The sequence below is a fragment of the Streptomyces sp. NPDC000151 genome (assembly GCF_040301705.1).
Lineage (GTDB): Bacteria > Actinomycetota > Actinomycetes > Streptomycetales > Streptomycetaceae > Streptomyces.
In genome coordinates this window covers 1-17342 of the sequence record NZ_JBEPFC010000152.1, presented here as the reverse complement: position 1 = coordinate 17342, position 17342 = coordinate 1, and the positions used below count along the sequence as shown (strand labels likewise).

Genomic DNA, 17342 nt, shown 5'->3' with positions numbered 1-17342 from the left:
GGAGGCATCGGTGGCCCGGCCCCGCCCGGGCCACCGGGCGCCATGTCCTGCGGCCCGCGGCTCACCGCCGGCCTTCCGGGCGCAGGCGCAGCCCCGCCATCCCGCCGTCGACGGCGAGCGAGGTGCCGGTGACCGAGGCGGCGGCGGGTGACGCCAAGTAGGCGATGGCGGCGGCGACTTCCTCTGCGGTGACCAGGCGGCCCATCGGCTGCCGGGCGTTGAGCGCGGCGCGCTCGGCCTCGGGGTCGTCGGCCGCGTCCAGCAGCCGCCCGACCCAGGGCGTGTCGGCGGTGCCGGGGTTCACGCAATTGACGCGGACGCCCTCGCGGACATGGTCGGCGGCCATGGCGAGGGTGAGCGAGAGGACGGCGCCCTTGGAGGCCGAGTACAGCGCGCGCTGCGGCAGACCGGCGGTGGCGGCGATGGAGCAGGTGTTGACGATCGCGGCGTACGCGGATTCCCGGAGGTACGGGAGCGCCGCGCGGCTGGTGCGGACGATCCCGAGGACGTTGACGTCCAGGACGCGGTGCCACTCGGTGTCGGTGTTGTCCTCGGCCGTGCCGGCCGCGCCGATGCCGGCGTTGTTGACCAGGATGTCGAGTCCGCCCAGGTCGCGGGCCGCGGCGCCGACCGCCTCGCGTACGGAGTCGTCGTCGCTGACGTCGGCCCGGTAACCGGTCAGCGGCTCCTCGACCTTGTCGGGTACCAGGTCCAGCACGGCCACCCGGGCGCCGCGCGCGGCGAGCAGCTGGGCCGTGGCCAGGCCGATGCCCGAGGCGCCGCCGGTGACCAGAGCCTTGAGGCCGTTCATGTCCCGCGTCTCGTTCATGCCCGCTCCTCCTGAAGTGCGTCGTCGTCCTTCGTCGATTCCTCGTGTGCCGCGCGGTCGGCCGTCCAGAACGTGCCGTCGGGGTAGGCGTACGTGGTGAGCGTGGCGGGGCGCAGCTCGGCGGAGAAGCCGGGCGCGGTGGGCGCCGCGTAGTGCCCGTCCCGGATCTCCACCGGCGTGATGAAGTGCTCGTGGAGATGGTCGACGTACTCGATGGCGCGGTCCTCCGTGGTACCGGACAGCGCCAGGTAGTCGAACATGGCGAGGTGCTGGACCAGTTCGCACAGGCCGACGCCGCCGGCGTGCGGGCAGACCGGCACGCCGTACTTCGCGGCCAGCAGCAGCACCGCCAGGTTCTCGTTGACGCCGCCGACCCGCGCCGCGTCGATCTGCACCACGTCGACCGCGCCGGCCTGCAGCAGCTGCTTGAAGACGATGCGGTTCTGCACGTGTTCGCCGGTGGCGACCCGTACGGGCGCGACGGCGCGGCGCACGGCGGCGTGCCCGAGGATGTCGTCGGGGCTGGTGGGCTCCTCGATCCAGTACGGATCGAACTCCGCCAGCGCCTTGGTCCAGGCGATGGCCTCGGCCACGTCCCAGCGCTGGTTGGCGTCGATCGCGATGCGGATGTCCGGGCCGACGGCGGCGCGTGCGGTGCGGCAGCGCCGGATGTCATCGGCCAGGTCGGCGCCGACCTTCAGCTTGATCTGCCGGAATCCGGCCGCGACGGCCTCCTGGACCAGCCGGGTCAGCTTGGCGTCGGAGTAGCCCAGCCAGCCGGGCGAGGTGGTGTAGCCGGGGTAGCCGCGCTCGCGGAGCAGGGCCTCTCGTCCGGCGCTGCCCGCCCTGCCGGCCCGCAGCAGCTTCAGCGCCTCGTCGGGGGTGAGCGCGTCGGTGAGGTAGCGGAAGTCGACCTGCGAGACGAGCCATTCGGGCTCGGCGTGGGCGAGGAGCTGCCAGAGCGGCCGGCCGCCGCGCTTGGCGGCCAGGTCCCACACGGCGTTGACGACCGCGCCGATCGCCATGTGCATCACGCCCTTCTCCGGGCCGAGCCAGCGCAGTTGGCTGTCGCCGACGAGGTCGCGGCTGAGCGACCCGGGGTCGGTGCACAGCGCGTCCACGGACCGGCCCAGGAGGTACGGGCGGAGGGCGGCGATCGCCGCGGCCTGGACGTCGTTGCCGCGGCCGATGGTGAAGGCGAAGCCGTGGCCTTCGAGGCCGTCGGGCGCGTCGGTGCCGAGAACGACGTAGGCGGCGGAGTAGTCGGGGTCGGGGTTCATGGCGTCCGAGCCGTCCAGCTCCCGGGAGGTGGGGAAGCGGAGGTCGTGGACGGTGACCGAGGTGACCCGGGCGGAGGCGGTGGGGCCGCCGGTCGGGGCGGCCGGGGATTCCCGGCCCGGCGTGCCGAGGCGTGTCGGTCTCATTGCTTGGAGCCCTTCGTCGACCGCCTTGCGGAATGCACGGGATACATCGGATGTCTCTGCCAACGACGTGAACATACGGCCTCGCCGAGCCGGAGCACAAGAGATCACCCGGCGGGCAGGCCGTACACCCGCCGGGCCGTGCCGCCCAGCACCGCGGCGCGCTCCGTGGCGGTACAGCCGCCCAAAAGGTCCTCGGTGAGGGTGCGTACGGCCGCGTAACCACCCGCGAGTTCGCACACCGGCCAGTCCGACCCGAACAGCACCCGGTCGGCGCCGAACGCGGCCAGTACGTGCTCGGCGTACGGCCTCAGCAGCTCGGCCGTCCAGCTGTGCCAGGGCGCCTCGGTGACCAGCCCGGAGAGCTTGCACACGGTGTTCGGGCAGGCCGCCAGGTCCGTGAGCCAGGACGCCCACGGCTCCCACTCCCCCGCCGCGATGCCCGGCTTGCCCGCGTGGTCGAGTACGAACGGCACCTCGTCCAGGCCGCGTACGCACTCCAGCGCGGCCTGCCGCTGCGGGGCCCGTACGAGCACGTCGTAGGCCAGCCCACGGGCGCCGAGCGCGGCGAGCGAGCGGCGGACGTCGGCGCGGACCAGCCACCGCGGGTCGGGCTCGTCCTCGGCCTGGTGCCGCACACCGACCAGCAACGGGTCGTCCGGCAGGGCGAGTTCGGGTGCGGTGAGGTCCGTCCAGCCGACGACGCCCGCGATCAGGCCGCGGGAGGCGCGGGCCGCGGCGAGGAAGGCGGCGGTCTCCTCGGCGGTGGCCACGGTCTGCACGAGGACGGTGGCGGTCACGTCCTCGCCGGCGCACGCCGCGAGGTCGGCCACGGTGTAGCGGCGGCGGATGGGCGCGTGTGCGTCGGGGTCCATCCAGGGGTACGCGCGCGCCGCCGGGTCCCAGAGGTGGTGGTGCGCGTCGATCACGGGAACCCCCAGACCAATCGATACATCGGATGAATGACGCAGCAATTCGACGGCAATGGCGCCGACAATAGGTCGGATCTCTTCGTGACGCATTCGGTGTGAACCATTGCCGTGACCGTGTCCACAGGCTAGCTTTCGTCGCCGAGCATGACACCCCCTCCGGATAGGTCCCATGTCTGGCGGCCCCATGTCTGGCGTACGGAAGGACAATCCCGTGGCACAGGTCCAGTCCCCGGCCGGAGCCGCCGCGCAGGGCGGCGAGAAGGTGCCCCGGCGGGTGCACTGGATCGCCGTGCTCGGCGGCCTGTCCGGCCTGTTGTACGGCTACGACTCCGGCGCCATCTCCGGCGCGCTGCAACCCCTGACCGACCGGTTCGGGCTGGACGCCACGGGGCAGGGCCTGGTCACCAGCCTGCTGCTGCTCGGCGCGCTGCCGGCCATCGTCGGCGGCTCGCTCGCCGCCCGCCGCTGGGACCGCCGCCACCTGCTGATCCTGGCGGGCGTGATCTTCGTCCTCGGTTCGGTCGCCTGCGGCCTGGCCTTCAGTGCCGGGGCGCTGATGGTCTCGCGGTTCGTCCTCGGCTTCGCCGTCGGCATCGCGAACATGTTCGGCCTGATCTACCTCAGCGAGCTCGCGCCCAAGCACCTGCGCGGCCGCATCACCGCGCTCTACCAGCTCGCGGTGAACGTCGGCATCCTGCTCGCGTACGGGGTCGGCGACGCGCTGTCGGCGGCCGGCGCGTGGGAGTGGATGCTCGGCCTGGGCGCCGTGCCCGCCGTGGTCTTCCTGGCCGGCATGGTGCTCAGCCCGGCGGGCCCGCGCTGGCTGATGACGCACGGGCGCGAGGAGGAGGCCCGCGGCGTCCTGCGGCGGCTGCGCGCGACACCGGAGACCGCGGAGGCGGAGATCACCGAGATCCGCGACAGCCTGGCCCAACAGCACGCAGGATTGCGGGAGTTGGCGGGCACATACCGCCCCGCGCTGCGGATCACCCTGATCCTGACCTTCTTCCAGGTCTTCACCGGCATCAACGCGGTGGTCTACTACGCGCCCGTCATCTTCTCCCACCTCACCGACGGCAACGGCTCGCAGGCCGGCACCATCGCGAACTACGGCGTCGGCGCGGCACTGGTCCTGTCCACCGCGGCATCCCTGCCGTTCATCGAACGCCTGGGCCGGGTCAAGCTGCTGACCATCTCGCTGGCCGCGCAGGTCCCGCCCATGGTGGCGCTCGCCCTCTTCCCCGATGTCTCCGTGCTCGCCGTGATCTGCGTGTTCGTCTACACCTTCGCGTTCGGGTTCGGGCTGGGGCCGGTGTTCTGGCTGTACTGCCCGGAGGTGCTGCCGCTGCGGGCCAGGGCGCTGGGCATGGGCGTGATCACCTTCACCCAGTATCTGCTCAACTTCGCCTTCTCGCTGGCCTTTCCGGACGTGCTGAAGGCGATCGGCAGCTCCGTCTTCGCCGTCTTCGCCGTGCTGTCCGCGCTCGCCGCGTGGTACGTCGCCCGCCGCGTCCCGGAGACCGCGGGCCGCTCCCTGGAGGAGATCGAGCAGTACTGGCAGCAGCGCGCGTAGCCCGGTCGCACTCGCTCGTCCACCACAACACCTTGTACGGAGGACCACGATGAGCATGTCCCGGAGAACGATCCTCGCCATCGGAGCCGCGCTGCCCGCCACCGCGCTCCTCTCCCGGACCGCGGTGGCGGCCGGCACCACGACCGTCGCCGACTCCACCGGCATCACGCCCGCGCCCGTCATCCCCGTCTCCCCCGGCGACACCGCCGAACGGATCGTCGCCAAGGCCGCCCACGTCGTACCGACACCCCATCAGCTCGCCTGGCAGCGCAACGAACTGACCGTCTTCACGCATTACGGCATGAACACCTTCACCGACCGGGAGTGGGGGTCGGGGGCCGAGGACCCGGCGTGGTTCGCGCCGGAACAGGTGGACACGGACCAGTGGATGCGCGTGTACCGCGCGGCCGGGGCGAAGCTCGTCATGCTGACCGCCAAGCACCACGACGGCTTCGTCCTCTACCCGACCCGGTACACCGGGCACTCCGTCGCGGCCAGCCGCTGGAAGGGCGACATCCTCGGTGCGTACGTCCGCTCGGCCCGCGCCGCAGGCCTGAAGGTCGGCGTGTACCTCTCCCCCGCCGACGGCGCCGAACTCCCGCACGCCTGGCACGCCGACTGGGTCGAAAAGATCCGCGCCAAGCAGCAGGCCGGTGAACCGCTCAGCATCGAGGAGCAGGCCACCCTCGAGGACGGCGACCGCGCTCCCGGCGGCCACGGCCGGTACGGCAACGGCAGCGAGCCCACCCCGCGCACCCTCCCCACCCTCGTCGACGGCGACGACCGCGCGCGGGCCGTCGCCAAGGGCGAGCTGCCGACGTTCGACGTCACGGTCAACGACTACGACGCGTACTACCTCAACCAGGTCTACGAGCTGTTCACCCAGTACGGCCCGATCGACGAACTGTGGCTGGACGGCGCCAACCCGTGGACCGACGCGGGCATCACCCAGACCTACGACTTCGCCACCTTCTACGACGTCATCGGGAAGCTGTCCCCGAAGACCGTCGTCTTCAAGGCACCGTGCGGCGTCCGCTGGATCGGCAACGAGAAGGGCACCGCCCGCGAGTCCGAGTGGAGCGTCCTGCCCGTCACCGGGGACGGTGTCGGCATGCAGGTCCCCGGCGGCGAGTCGGGCGCCGACCTCGGCTCGCGGGAGCGGATCACCGGCAACCCGGACGTGACGTCGCTGCGGTGGTTCCCGGGCGAGGCCGACGTCTCCCTTCGGCCCGGCTGGTACCACCACCCGGAGCAGCGGCCCAAGTCGCCCGGCGAACTGGTGTCCCTGTACGAGAAGTCCGTCGGCCGCAACGCCGTGCTGCTGATCAACGTGCCGCCCGCGAGGAACGGCAGAGTGGACCCGGCGGACATCGACGCGCTGACCTCCTTCCGCCGCGCGCTGGACCGGACGTACGGCACCAACCTGCTCTCCGGCGGTCGCGGCCGGGCGGCCGCCGCGCTCACCGACCGCGGCCTCGGCACCGGCTGGTCGCCGCCCGGCGGCGCGGTCACCGGCGCGCTGGAGCTGACGCTCCCGAAGGAGGCCGCGTTCGACCGGGTCCGGCTGGGCGAGGACATCACCCGGGGCCAGCGCGTCGAGGGCTGCGCGCTGGACGTGTGGGACGGGGCGGGCTGGCGGCAGGTGGCGTCCGGTACGACGATCGGGTACAGCCGCATTCTCGTCCTGCCCGCGCCGGTGACGGCCCGTCGGATACGGGTACGCATCACGGCGGCGCGGGCGACGCCGCGGCTGGCCTTCCTCGGGCTGTACCGGAGCGCCGAACCGGCCTGAGCGCCCGTGACCGCGCCGCCGTGACGACAGAGAGGGGTGGGCCGTGCCGGGTACGGAGGGGACGACGTCGGCCGAGGTGGCCGAGCGGTACGGGCTGCGGCCACTGCCCGCCGAGGGCGGGCTGTTCCGCCGGACGTGGGCGGGGCCGCCGGACGCCACGGGCCGCCCGGCAGGCTCGGCGATCCTGGTGCTGCTCACCACGGACGCCGGCGGCTTCTCCGCCCTGCACCGGCTGCCCCTCGACGAGGTCTGGCACTTCTACCGGGGCGACCCCGCCGAACTGCTCCTCCTCGGACCGGGCGACGGCGGCCGGGCCGTGCTCCTCGGCGGCAGCGGCGGGGAGGTGCAGACCGTGGTGCCGGCGGGTACGTGGATGGGCGCCCGGGTGATCCCGGGCGGCAGCTGGTCGCTGTGCGGGACGACGATGGCGCCCGGCTTCCTGCCCTCCGACTATCAAGGCGGCGACGTGGACGTCCTCACCAGGCAGTACCCCCGGCACGCGGAGCGGATCAGGGAGTTGTGCCGGCCCGGCGCCCCGCTGCGGATGCCGGAGGGCACGCGGGACGGGGCGTTCGATGCGTGACGCGGGAGCGGCGGCCGGCAGCCTGGCCGGGCGGGTGGCCCTGGTCACCGGCGCCAGCGGACTCATCGGCGGCGGCATCGCCCGGCGGCTGGCGCGGGCCGGAGCGGCCGTGGTGGCCCACTGGTACCGGGGCGAGGAGCAGGCCGCAGCGCTCGTCAAGGAGATCACCGGGGCGGGCGGCAGCGCGCTGGCCGTACGGGCGGACGTGACGCGGGAGGAGGAGTGCCGGCAGCTGGTCGACGCGGCGGCCGCCTGGCGCGGCCGGCTGGACATCCTGGTCAACAACGCCGGGATCCAGCCGGTCCAGCCGCTCGCCGGGATGACGGCGGCCGACTGGCGGCGGCTCTCCGAAGCCAATGTGACCAGCGCGTTCTGCTGCACCCAGGCGGCCGTCGGGGCGATGACGCGCGGCAGTGGTGAAGGGGCCGGACGCGGCGGTTCGGTCGTCCACATCGCGTCGATCGAGGGCTCCCGGCCCGCGCCGGGCCATGCGCACTACAGCGCCGCCAAGGCCGCCCTGATCATGTTCGCCCGGTCGGCGGCCCTGGAGTACGGCCCCCTCGGCATCCGGGTCAACACCGTCTCCCCCGGCCTGATCGACCGGCCGGGCCTCGAAGCGGACTGGCCGGACGGCGTCGACCGGTGGACCCGCGCCGCGCCGCTCACCCGGCTCGGCCGCCCGGAGGACGTCGGCGACGCCTGCGTCTTCCTCGCCTCGGACGCGGCCTCGTGGATCACCGGCACCGACCTGGTCGTGGACGGCGGCGTCAGCGCCCGTCCTACGTGGTGACGCCCTCCTGACCGTGCCCCGGCCGGTGCTCCCGCCCGCCCTCCGGCCCGTTAGCGGGCCCCTCCTCCGGCTCGTCGAGGTCGCAGCCGTGATCGCAGATCAGGTCGATGACCGCGCGCAGCAGTTCGGAGTCGTCGTCCGCGCGCCAGACCAGGTGGAAGCGGTGTTCGGGGCCCGGCTCGCTGAGCGGCAGGACGGCGACGCCCGGGCAGGTGATGTTGGCGGGGTCGGAGACGTCGGCGGGGTGCGCGTGCACCAGCCCGGACGCCGTGCCGGCCGCCACCAGCGCGAGCAGCTGCTCCTGTTCGCGCAGCCGGTGGTGCTGCCAGAGCGGGGCCACGCCGTGGTCGGCGAAGAACCGTACGGTCGCGTCGTGCACACCGGGCGCGGTGTCCCGCTCGTTGATCAGGAACGGCATGCCCTCGAACGCGCCGAGCGGCACCGGGACCTGCTTGGTCAGCGGCCCGGGCGCGGGCACCGCCACATGGTCGTCGCGGTACCTCCCGACGATCAGGGACGACGTGCCGTGCGGTGGCAGCGGGTCGCGGACCAGCGCCAGGCCGAGTTCGCCCTGTACGAGGGCGTCCAGTGCCTGCAGGCTCCACATGGGGACGGACACCACGGCCACGTCGGCGTGTGCGCGCGCCACCTTGCCGATCAGTACGTCGACGAGACGGGCCGCGCCTGGGGCGCAGCCGATGCGCAGCTCCCCCAGCCGGGCGGCGCGCAGGGTGCGCGCGGTGTCCGCGACCTCGGCGGCCGAGGCGAGCGTGCGGCGCGCTGCGGGCAGCAGTTCGCCGCCGGCCGCGGCGAGCTCCACATGGCTGCTCGTCCGGTCGAAGAGGACGAGGCCCAGCTCCCGTTCCAGGTCGCGGATGCGCCGGCGGACGGCGGCGGGCGCGACGTGCAGCCGGGCCGCGGCGCGGCCGTAGTGCGACTCCTCGGCCACCAGGGCGAAATACTCCAGATCACGCAGTTCCATGTCTCGCTCCCCACCTCGTACATGGCGGACCCCGCTCTCCCGGAGAAGAGCGGGGCTGGTGCTCGGCAGGTCTCGGCGGAAGAGGCCGGGCCGGCTGGAAGCGCCGGATCAGTCGTCGTCGGAGCTGTTGTCGGCGCCGGTCTCGACGAGCGAGGTGTGGGTCTCCGCGCCCGTGGTCTGCGCGCCGTGGTGCTCGCTGGCGCTGCCGCTCTGGTAACCGGAGTCGGTGGACGCGATCTTGGTGTTCAGGAACTCGGGGTCGTCGGCCACGGCCGTGCCGCCGGCCGCCAGGACGAGCGCCGCCACGGGAACGACGAGGGCGGTCAGGCGCTTCGCAGTGCGGTTCATCTTCGGTTCCTCCATTGGTTGCACAGGGAAGAGGCGGCTTCCTCCGCCGCCCGGCAGTCGATGAGTAACCACACGTCACAGCCGTCACACACCGCGTCACCTGAATGGAAGGGACGGAGTGGCGCGGACGGCTCCGAAGTGCCTGCGGCCGGCCCCTCAGGTCACGGCTGCCGCATGTTCCGCAGCGAAGCGACCAGGGTGTCCACCTCCTGCGGCGTGTTGTAGAGGGCGAAGGAGGCCCGGACCGCGCTCTCCAGGCCGTAGTGGCGCAGCGCGGGCTGGGCGCAGTGGTGGCCGGCCCGGACGGCGATGCCGTCGCGGTCCAGGCACTCCGCGACCGCCGCCGGGTCGTGTCCCGCGAGCGTGAAGGTGAGGACGGAGATCCGCTCGGGGGCCGAGCCGATGAGTTCCAGCCCGGGGACGGTGGCCAGGGCCGCTACGGCGTACTCCGTCAGGGCCTTCTCGTAGGCGGTGACGGCGGTGCGGTCCAGGGACGTGAGCCACTCGATCGCGGAGCGCAGGCCGACGGCGCCGGCGATGTTGCCGGTGCCCGCCTCCAGCAGATGCGGTACGGGGGCGAAGGTGGTCCGGCCGAACTCGACCGAGTCGATCATGTTGCCGCCGCCCTGCCACGGCCGCATCCCCGCCAGCACCTCCGGCTTGCCGTACAGCGCGCCGATTCCCGTGGGGCCGAAGAGCTTGTGCCCCGAGAAGACGTAGAAGTCGGCGCCCAGCGCCTGGACGTCCACCGGGAAGTGCGCGACCGCTTGGGCGCCGTCGACCAGCACCTTGGCGCCGTACCGGTGTGCCAGCGCCGTCATCTCCCGTACGGGCGGGACGGTGCCGAGCACGTTGGACGCGTGGCTGAGCGCGACGAGCTGGGTGCGGAAGGAGAGCAGGTCGGCGAAGGCGTTCTGGTCGATCTGGCCGTCCGGCCCGAGCGGTACGGGCACCACCCGGGCGTGCCGCTCCTTGGCGATCATCTGCCACGGCACGATGTTGGAGTGGTGTTCCAGGACCGGTACGAGGATCTCGTCGCCGGCGCCGAGGTTGGCCCGGCCCCAGGTCTGGGCGACGAGGTTGACCGCCTCGGTGGTGCCGCGGACGAAGACGACGTTGTCGGGGGACGCGGCGCCGAGGAACGAGGCGACGGCGGCGCGGCTGCCCTCGTACGCCTCGGTGGCCTCGCGGGCCATGGTGTGGGCGCCGCGGTGGATGTTGGAGTTGGCGGAGCCGTAGAAGGCGGCGAGCGCCTCGATGACCTGGCGCGGTTTCTGGGTGGTGGCGCCGTTGTCGAGCCAGACCAGCGGGTGGCCGTTGACCGTCCGGTGCAGGACCGGGAAGTCGCGCCGCACGGTCTCGGGATCGAAGCCACGGCCGGGGCTCGCGGGCTCCCGGGGCGCCGCCTCCGGGGTCCGGGCCTCGGGACTCTTGAGGGCTCCCCACATCTCAGGAGCCAGCATCTCAGGAGTAGTCATGGTACTTGGACACCTCGACGTTCTGGAGCACGGCGATGGCGTCCTCGACCAGGACCGCGGTGTTGAAGTACGCGGTCATCAGGTAGGAGGTGATCGCCTTCTTGTCGGTGCCCATGTTCCGCATGGACAGGCCGGGTTCGACCTCGTCGGGCACCTCGGAGGGGCGCAGCCCGACCACGCCCTGCTCGGCCTCGCCCGCCCTGACGAGCAGGATCTCGGTGGTGCCGGTCACCGCGCCGGAGCCGTTGGTGAACCCGACCTTGTCGGACGGCAGCAGCGGCACGCCGCGCCAGGTCAGCAGGGGGCTGCCGAAGCGGGTGTCCATCACCGGGGGCACACCCCGGCGGGTACATTCCCGGCCGAACGCCGCGATGGCCTTGGGGTGGGCGATGAAGTAACCGGGCTGCTTCCAGACCTTGGTGAGGAGTTCGTCGAGGTCGTCGGGGGTGGGCGCGCCGGTGCGTGCCTGGACCCGCTGGCCCGGGGTGACGTTGTGGAACAGGCCGAAGTCGGGGTGGTTCAGCATCAGGGCTTCCTGGCGCTCGCGCAGCGCCTGGATGGTCAGGTCGGCCTGGGCCCGTACCTGGTCGTTGGGCTCGTTGTAGAGGTCGGAGACGCGGGTGTGGACGCGCAGCACGGTCTGCGCGACGGTCATGTGGTACTCGCGCGGCGTGTCCTCGTACTCGACGTAGGTGCCGGGCAGTTCGGGCTCGCCCACGTGGCCGCCGGCGAGCTGGATGGGGGCCTCCTTGCCGGCGAGGGGCGCGCCGCCCTCGCTGTACGCGGTGACCGCGTTGCACAGCGCTTCGTCGCGGTCCGACAGGCGGCCCAGTACGGCGCGCTCGACGCACAGCGCGACGCCGGGGGTGAGGGCCTTGACCTGGTACGGCGTGCGCTCGCCGCGGGTCCAGGAGTCGAGGTCGAAGTACTGGCCGTCGCCGACCACTTCGAGCACGGTCTCCTCACCGTAACGGGTGGTCACGCGCTTCTCCGCGCGGCCGTGCGCCAGCACCCACAGGCGGTCGGTGGACTCGCCCTCCTGAACCAGTAACTGGCCCGCGTCGAAGGAGACTTCGGTGAACGCCTGGGCCAGCTCGCCGAGCAGCGCCGGGTCCGCCTCGCGCAGGTACGGGATCTCCCGCAGGTCCTCGCTGACCACGCGGCGGGCGCCCTCGTGGTCGGTGTCGACGGTGATCCGGTCGTCGCCGAGCAGGAACGTACGGCGTCGGTTGACACGGAAGACGCCCGAGTCGACGTCCAGCCAGGGCAGCGCGCGGAGCAGGTAACGCGGGGTGATGCCGCGCATCTGGGGCGCGGTCTTCGTGGTGGTCGCGAGTTGCCGTGCGGCATCAGGGCTGAGGCTGAGGCGGTCGCTCATGGTGACTCCTGGACGTCGGAAGCCGGTGGGGGGTTGCCCCGTACGGATGCCCCGGACGCGGTGGAGCGGCGGCCGGGAACGAGAGTGATCGTCACGGCGGGCCCTTATCGACCACAAGACGGCATGGCGCTTCATAGTCCTGAAACAATCGGACCGACTCTTGTGCCAATTGGTCCGCAATGCAACCACTTCGCGCGCGGGTCATGCGTGACCAGCGGTCGGACCTCCGACCTCCGTGGTGCATGGCCGTTAGCACGCCTTCCGGACGCCACCGTCCGATTCCCGGATACGACGCGATTCCATCCGTACGCCACCGTCACCGGCCGGCGTCACGGATCGGCGTCACGACCGGCGTCACCAGTCCGCGTCCTCCAGCACCAGACGGCCCGCCTTGCGGTACTCCCGTCGTGCGCCGTCCAGCAGGTCGTCGTTGCCGACCGGGCCGCCGCGCTCCGCCGCTGCGTAGGCGGCGGTCACGACGGCGCTGCGGATGGAGCCACCGGCCAGCTCGAACTCCCGGGCGCACGGCCCGGGGTCGATGTCGTCCGCGCAGGGGACGTGGGCGAGGCTGTGCCGCCACAGGGCGAGGCGCTGGTCCGGGCCGGGGAACGGGAAGTCCACGACCAGGTCCAGCCGGCGGGTGAACGCCTCGTCGATGTTGGCCCGCAGGTTGGTGGTGAGCAGCGCGATGCCGTCGAAGGACTCCAGCCGCTGGAGGAGGTAGGCACTCTCCATGTTCGCGTACCGGTCACCGGCCTCTTTGACCTCCGAGCGCTTCCCGAAGACGGCGTCGGCCTCGTCGAAGAGCAGCACGGCGTCGGTCCGGTCGGCCTCGGCGAAGATCCGCTCCAGGTTCTTCTCGGTCTCTCCGACGTACTTGTCGACGACGGAGGAGAGCTGGACGACGTAGAGGTCCAGCCCCAGGTCGGCGGCGACGACCTCGGCGGAGAGCGTCTTGCCGGTACCGGAATCGCCCGCGAACAGCGCCAGGACGCCACGGCCGCGTCCGCCGCCCGCGCTCAGCCGCCAGTCGCCGAGCACCCGGTCACGGTGGGTGGCGCGGCGGGCCAGCTCGCGCAGCGCGCTCAACTGCCGTTCCGGGAGCACCAGATCGCCCCAGCCGACGTCGGGGCTGATGCGGCGGGCGTGCTGCTCCAGCCCGGAGACGGACTGCCGGCGGGCGGCGAGCCGTACGTGCGCGGCGGACAGCGGGGTGCCGTCGAACGCCGCCAGTTCCACCGCGGCCCGGGCGGCCCGGCGGATGCCGCTCTCCCCGAGCCGGTAGGCGGCGACGACCGGCGCGATGTCGAAACCGGGAGCGGGCGCTTCGGTGCCGGAGACGGCGCCGACGGACGCGGCGCCGAGGGCGGCCGTCCAGGTCGCCACGTCGCCCGAGCGCTGCCGGGGGACGTCCAGCACGAGCGGGTCGCGGGCACCGTCGTACCACTGCGGATCGTACGGACGCGGGTCGGCGAGCAGCACGGTGACGTCCTCGGCCGCCAGCGCCCGCAGCAGGGCCTGCGGCTTCTCGGGCAGCGGGGCCACGACGATCGCGCGGCCGGTGAGCCGCGCCTCCCGCAGCAGCTCCGCGTGCGGCGCCCCCTCCCCCGGTGCGAGATGCAGCGCGGCGAGCCCGGCGGCGTGCAGTGCCGCCGCGGCACAGGCCGGTCCGTCGCCGCCGCGGTGTTCGCGCAGGTAAACCGTGAGCGGGCCGTTCGCCAGCCGTTCGGCCAGCTTCCGGCCCGTCGGTCCGGCGTCGGACGAGGCACCGGGCGGCTCCGTCCGTACGCTCCCGGCGAGGGCCGCGTCCAGGGTGTCGTCGCCCAGCAGGTGGGCCAGTACCCGGTCGGGCACCCGCAACGCCCGGCTCAGGAAAGGGCGTTCGGGTTCCTCCATGGTGATCAGGCCCAGGGCCTGCAGGGGCGCGGACGGGTGGAACCGGGCACGCGCCGGTCCGGCGTGCGCGGGCAGGCCGCACAGGTCCAGCGCCAGCCCCGTGGTCGCCCGGCGTCGGCTCACGTCGTCGTTGAGGTAGCCGTACAGCGGCTCGAAATCGCGGTCGAGGTCGGGCGCGAGCGCGATCAGCAGGATGCGGGTGTCCAGCGCGGTCAGGCCGAGGCGGTCCGCGAGCCGCCGCAGGCGGTCGTCGTCCGCGGCGACCGGGGGGTGCGGCTCCGCCGCCGGGGGTTCCGGCACCGTCTCGGCGCCCTCTTGCGGAACCGGCTCCCCCTCCTTCCCCAGCACGTGCCGCACCGAGTCCTCGGACAGGTACAGCCCGCGCAGCGGGTCGGCCGCGGTGGGGTCGGTGGCGGCGCGCCGGTCGACCAGCAGCGCCACGCGGTCGCGCAGCCGGGCGAGCCGGTCCAGCAGCGGGCCGGCCGACGGGTCGTGCCATGGGGCGTCCGCGGTCACTTCGCCGCACCTCCGCCGGCCAAGTGGCCGGGGCGGTGCCGGCGTTCGGGGCTGTCGTCGAGGGTGCCGTCGAGGGCCCGGACGCGTACCCCCGCGCCTTCGGTGACCGGCGGGCCCGCGTCGTACTCCGGGTAGGCGGGGAACGGCGCGGTGATGACGACGTCGAGGGACGGCTTGAGCTCGCCGCCGAGAGCGGTCCAGACGTCGGCGGTCGAGCGGGCCTCGGTGGACGAGCCCGCGACGGTCAGCGGGACGGTGAGGCCGAGGTCCGCGAGCGAGCCGGTCAGCTGGTCGGGGGACAGGGTCTCGTACGGCAGCAGGGTGGCGAGTACCGCGGAGAGCAGCCGGTGTTCGTCCTGCGGACGCTTGGTCCAGGCGGTGACGAGGTAGGCGAGCCGGAACCAGCGCGGCGGCTGGCGGCGCGCGAGTACCACTCCCTGCTCGTCGCGCACCGGCACCGTACCGCGCTGGCGCCGCTGGACGTCCTCGCGGATGTCGTAGAGGTAGGCGTCGATGGCCGGGGCGTTGCGCCGGGCGGCCCACTCCCTGGTCGGGGCGTCGAAGGCGACCTCGACGCCGGAACCGGCCAGCGCGCCGCCGGTCAGCAGCCCCTTGAGTACCTCGTCCACCTCGTGGATCACGGTCGTGCCCTTCACTTGCAGTGGTTCGTCGTCCCCCGTACCCGTCATGGTGGACCGCGTACGGCCGGTCCCGGCAGCCTTTACGGGGCCGCGCGAAGGGCACCCGACGGTGCCCCGGGGGCCCTTGACGGGCGTGCGAACCGTCAGATGTAGCCTTCACGGAGAGCAAACGCCACGGCATGGGCCCGATTGCGAAGGTGCAGCCGGGTCGTCAGGCCGTGCATCACATTTTTGACGGTGCGTTCGGAGTACGACAGCTTGCTAGCGATCTCGCCGGTGCCCAGCCCTTCGGCCACCAGGCGGAGCACGTCGACCTCGCGTGCGGTCAAGCCGGACGCCGGGGAGTCGGACGGGCCCGCCACGTTGCGCTGCATGCTGCCGATCTGCGTGATCAGCCGTCCGAGCAGGTCGGACGGGAGGTCGCCGTCGCCACGGGCGGCCGCGAGTATCGCCTTCAGGAGCCGGTGCCCGGTGGCCTCGCGCCGCCAGACGATGGTGCCGATCCCGCACTCGATCACCTGGAGCAGCTCGGCCTCCCGGATCAGCCCCGTGACGAGGACGGCCCGGGTGCCGTCGGTGCGTACGAGCCGCCGCAGCCGCGCCAGCGTGGCCTCGTCCAGCTTCTCGGCGAGCAGCACGGCGACCGTTCCCTCGGGGACGGGTGCCGTCGTGTCGTCGATCAGCTCGATCTCCGGTTGCGCACGCAACTGGCTGACGGCTCCGGCCTGGGAGAGCGGATCCGATGCGTGGACGACGACCGGGACCCGGGTCCGAACGTGCACAACCATTCCCTTGAGTACTTGCTTGCTGGTACGTACGCGCCTTCGGGTACGTGCTGGTCTGCGGCTACGTGCCCACCCGCGAGGACGTCGCGGCGTGAGCGGTACGCACACCGTCCAGCCTCCCGCCGCGGCCACCGGGCCCGCAATCGTGGCCGACCACGAGACGCACCACGAGATCAACGGCGGTCTCCGCCCGTGACCCAGCTCCTCGAACGTGCCGCCGCGCTCGCCCTGCTGTCCTCCGAGGCCGCCCGCGCCCGGGCCGGAACGGGCCGACTGCTCCTGTTCCGGGGGCCCACCGGGACAGGCCGCAGTGCCCTGCTGGACGCCGCGGCCCGGCACGGCGGGCAGCACGGGATGCGGGTGCTGCGCGCCGACTGCTCCGCCGAGAGCTCCCGCACCGCGTTCGGCGCCGTACTGCAGCTGCTCGACCCGCCGCCCGACGCGGGCCTGGCCGACGACGTGCGCCGGGCGCCCCACCACCACGACGTCCCGGCCCGGCTGTGGCGGCTGCTGCGCTCGTACGCGGCCGCCGCACCGCTCCTGCTGACCGTGGACAACGTCCACCTCGCCGACTCCGCGTCCCGGCGCTGGCTGACCGAGGCCGCCCGCCGGCTCGCCGAACTGCCGGTCCTGCTGGTGGCCGGCGAGCGCGTCCAGTACGACATCGCGCCGCCGGGCCCCGGCCTGGCGCACGCCCTGGCGCCCGCGTTGGTGCGCGCGCACGCACCGGCCCCGCTGAGCCGGGGTGCGGCCGAGGCACTGGTCCGGGACGCCTTCGGGGCGGACGCGGCGGACGCCTGGGTGGAGGGCTGCGTCCGTGCCGGTGCCGGCCTCCCGCTGTTGCTGCGGGCCCTGCTGGACGACCTGCGCGCGGTGGTTCCGGACGGCGGGCAGGAGGGGGTGGCACTGCCGGACAGCTGCGCCGACCTCTACCCGGGGGCCTACGCGGCCGCCGTCCTGTGGTGGCTGGACAGCGCCGGGCCCGAAACGGCCGCCGTGGCCCGCGCCCTGGCCGAACTGGAGGAAGCCGGCGGGGGGACCGAGCACGTCCCCGACGACCTGCTGGCGGAGGTGAGCGGGGCCGGGCTCGCCCGGGTGCCGGGATGGATCACCGCGATGACCCGGCTGGGTCTGCTGCGCCGCGACCCGGGCCACGGCGGCCCGCTCTTCGCCCACCCCTTGCTGCGCGATGCGGTGCTGGACGGCTGGCCGCAGGAGGACCGGCTCGCGTTGCACCGCCGGGCCGCGGCGCTGCGGTACCGCCGGGGCGACCGCGCCGAAGCGGTGGCCCGGCACTTGCTGCGGGCCCCCTCGACCGGTACGGAGTGGGCCGCCGGCACCCTGCTGGACGCGGCGGCCGACGCCTCCCGCGCGGGCCGGGACGGCGACGCGGCCGCC

At 73.4% G+C, this 17342-nt stretch carries 15 protein-coding genes; 5 read left to right on the top strand and 10 right to left on the bottom strand.

Annotated features, from left to right (window positions below; all coding sequences use genetic code 11):
- Window positions 1-61 precede the first annotated feature (61 nt).
- From ABT381_RS29855 to ABT381_RS29845, 3 genes are all read right to left on the bottom strand, one after another.
- Window positions 62-829 carry an SDR family NAD(P)-dependent oxidoreductase gene (locus tag ABT381_RS29855; RefSeq protein ID WP_351599696.1) on the bottom strand — a complete coding sequence of 256 codons (768 nt, stop codon included), beginning with the start codon at window positions 827-829 and terminating at the stop codon, window positions 62-64.
- Window positions 826-2253 carry an L-fuconate dehydratase gene (locus ABT381_RS29850; RefSeq protein ID WP_351599695.1) on the bottom strand — a complete coding sequence of 476 codons (1428 nt, stop codon included), beginning with the start codon at window positions 2251-2253 and terminating at the stop codon, window positions 826-828. The genes ABT381_RS29855 and ABT381_RS29850 overlap by 4 nt, the downstream gene beginning before the upstream one ends.
- Window positions 2254-2357: 104 nt before the next feature.
- Window positions 2358-3179, bottom strand: coding sequence for an amidohydrolase family protein (locus ABT381_RS29845; RefSeq protein WP_351599694.1), 822 nt, complete (start codon window positions 3177-3179; stop codon window positions 2358-2360).
- Window positions 3180-3393: 214 nt separating this feature from the next.
- Here ABT381_RS29845 and ABT381_RS29840 point away from each other — a divergent pair, with 214 nt between their 5' ends.
- From ABT381_RS29840 to ABT381_RS29825, 4 genes are read left to right on the top strand one after another with little or no spacing between them, the layout of a single operon-like run.
- Window positions 3394-4755: a sugar porter family MFS transporter gene (locus ABT381_RS29840; RefSeq protein ID WP_351599693.1), complete on the top strand. Its 1362-nt coding sequence runs from the start codon at window positions 3394-3396 to the stop codon at window positions 4753-4755.
- A 55-nt stretch (window positions 4756-4810) separates the two neighbouring features.
- Window positions 4811-6547 carry an alpha-L-fucosidase gene (locus ABT381_RS29835; RefSeq protein WP_351599692.1) on the top strand — a complete coding sequence of 579 codons (1737 nt, stop codon included), beginning with the start codon at window positions 4811-4813 and terminating at the stop codon, window positions 6545-6547.
- A 43-nt stretch (window positions 6548-6590) separates the two neighbouring features.
- Window positions 6591-7130 (top strand): cupin domain-containing protein, encoded by a 540-nt coding sequence (locus ABT381_RS29830; protein WP_351599691.1) that lies wholly within the window; start codon window positions 6591-6593, stop codon window positions 7128-7130.
- Window positions 7123-7920: an SDR family NAD(P)-dependent oxidoreductase gene (locus tag ABT381_RS29825; RefSeq protein ID WP_351599690.1), complete on the top strand. Its 798-nt coding sequence runs from the start codon at window positions 7123-7125 to the stop codon at window positions 7918-7920. The genes ABT381_RS29830 and ABT381_RS29825 overlap by 8 nt, the downstream gene beginning before the upstream one ends.
- On the opposite strand, the gene ABT381_RS29820 is transcribed toward ABT381_RS29825, so the two are convergent.
- The 7 genes from ABT381_RS29820 to ABT381_RS29790 form a co-directional block, all read right to left on the bottom strand.
- Window positions 7910-8902, bottom strand: coding sequence for a LysR family transcriptional regulator (locus tag ABT381_RS29820; RefSeq protein WP_351599689.1), 993 nt, complete (start codon window positions 8900-8902; stop codon window positions 7910-7912). The genes ABT381_RS29825 and ABT381_RS29820 overlap by 11 nt on opposite strands.
- A 108-nt stretch (window positions 8903-9010) precedes the next feature.
- The gene (locus ABT381_RS29815; protein ID WP_351599688.1) at window positions 9011-9250 is read right to left on the bottom strand and encodes a hypothetical protein; all 240 of its coding nucleotides are present in this window, start codon (window positions 9248-9250) and stop codon (window positions 9011-9013) included.
- Window positions 9251-9411: 161 nt separating this feature from the next.
- Entirely contained in the window at window positions 9412-10728 is a 1317-nt protein-coding gene (locus tag ABT381_RS29810; protein WP_351599687.1) for a SufS family cysteine desulfurase, read from the bottom strand.
- Window positions 10715-12106 (bottom strand): family 2B encapsulin nanocompartment shell protein, encoded by a 1392-nt coding sequence (locus tag ABT381_RS29805; protein ID WP_351599686.1) that lies wholly within the window; start codon window positions 12104-12106, stop codon window positions 10715-10717. The genes ABT381_RS29810 and ABT381_RS29805 overlap by 14 nt, the downstream gene beginning before the upstream one ends.
- Window positions 12107-12460: 354 nt before the next feature.
- On the bottom strand, window positions 12461-14518 hold the full coding sequence (locus tag ABT381_RS29800) for an ATP-binding protein (RefSeq protein ID WP_351599685.1): 2058 nt from the start codon (window positions 14516-14518) through the stop codon (window positions 12461-12463).
- Window positions 14515-15159, bottom strand: a complete 645-nt coding sequence (locus ABT381_RS29795; RefSeq protein ID WP_351599697.1) for a Pvc16 family protein — start codon at window positions 15157-15159, stop codon at window positions 14515-14517. Before ABT381_RS29795 ends, ABT381_RS29800 begins: the two co-directional genes overlap by 4 nt.
- 143 nt (window positions 15160-15302) lie before the next feature.
- The gene (locus ABT381_RS29790; RefSeq protein ID WP_351599684.1) at window positions 15303-15947 is read right to left on the bottom strand and encodes a helix-turn-helix transcriptional regulator; all 645 of its coding nucleotides are present in this window, start codon (window positions 15945-15947) and stop codon (window positions 15303-15305) included.
- A 189-nt stretch (window positions 15948-16136) separates the two neighbouring features.
- Between ABT381_RS29790 and ABT381_RS29785 the strand changes: the two genes are divergently transcribed.
- Window positions 16137-17342 (top strand): ATP-binding protein (locus ABT381_RS29785; protein WP_351599683.1); only part of this gene is annotated, 1206 nt, incomplete at its 3' end.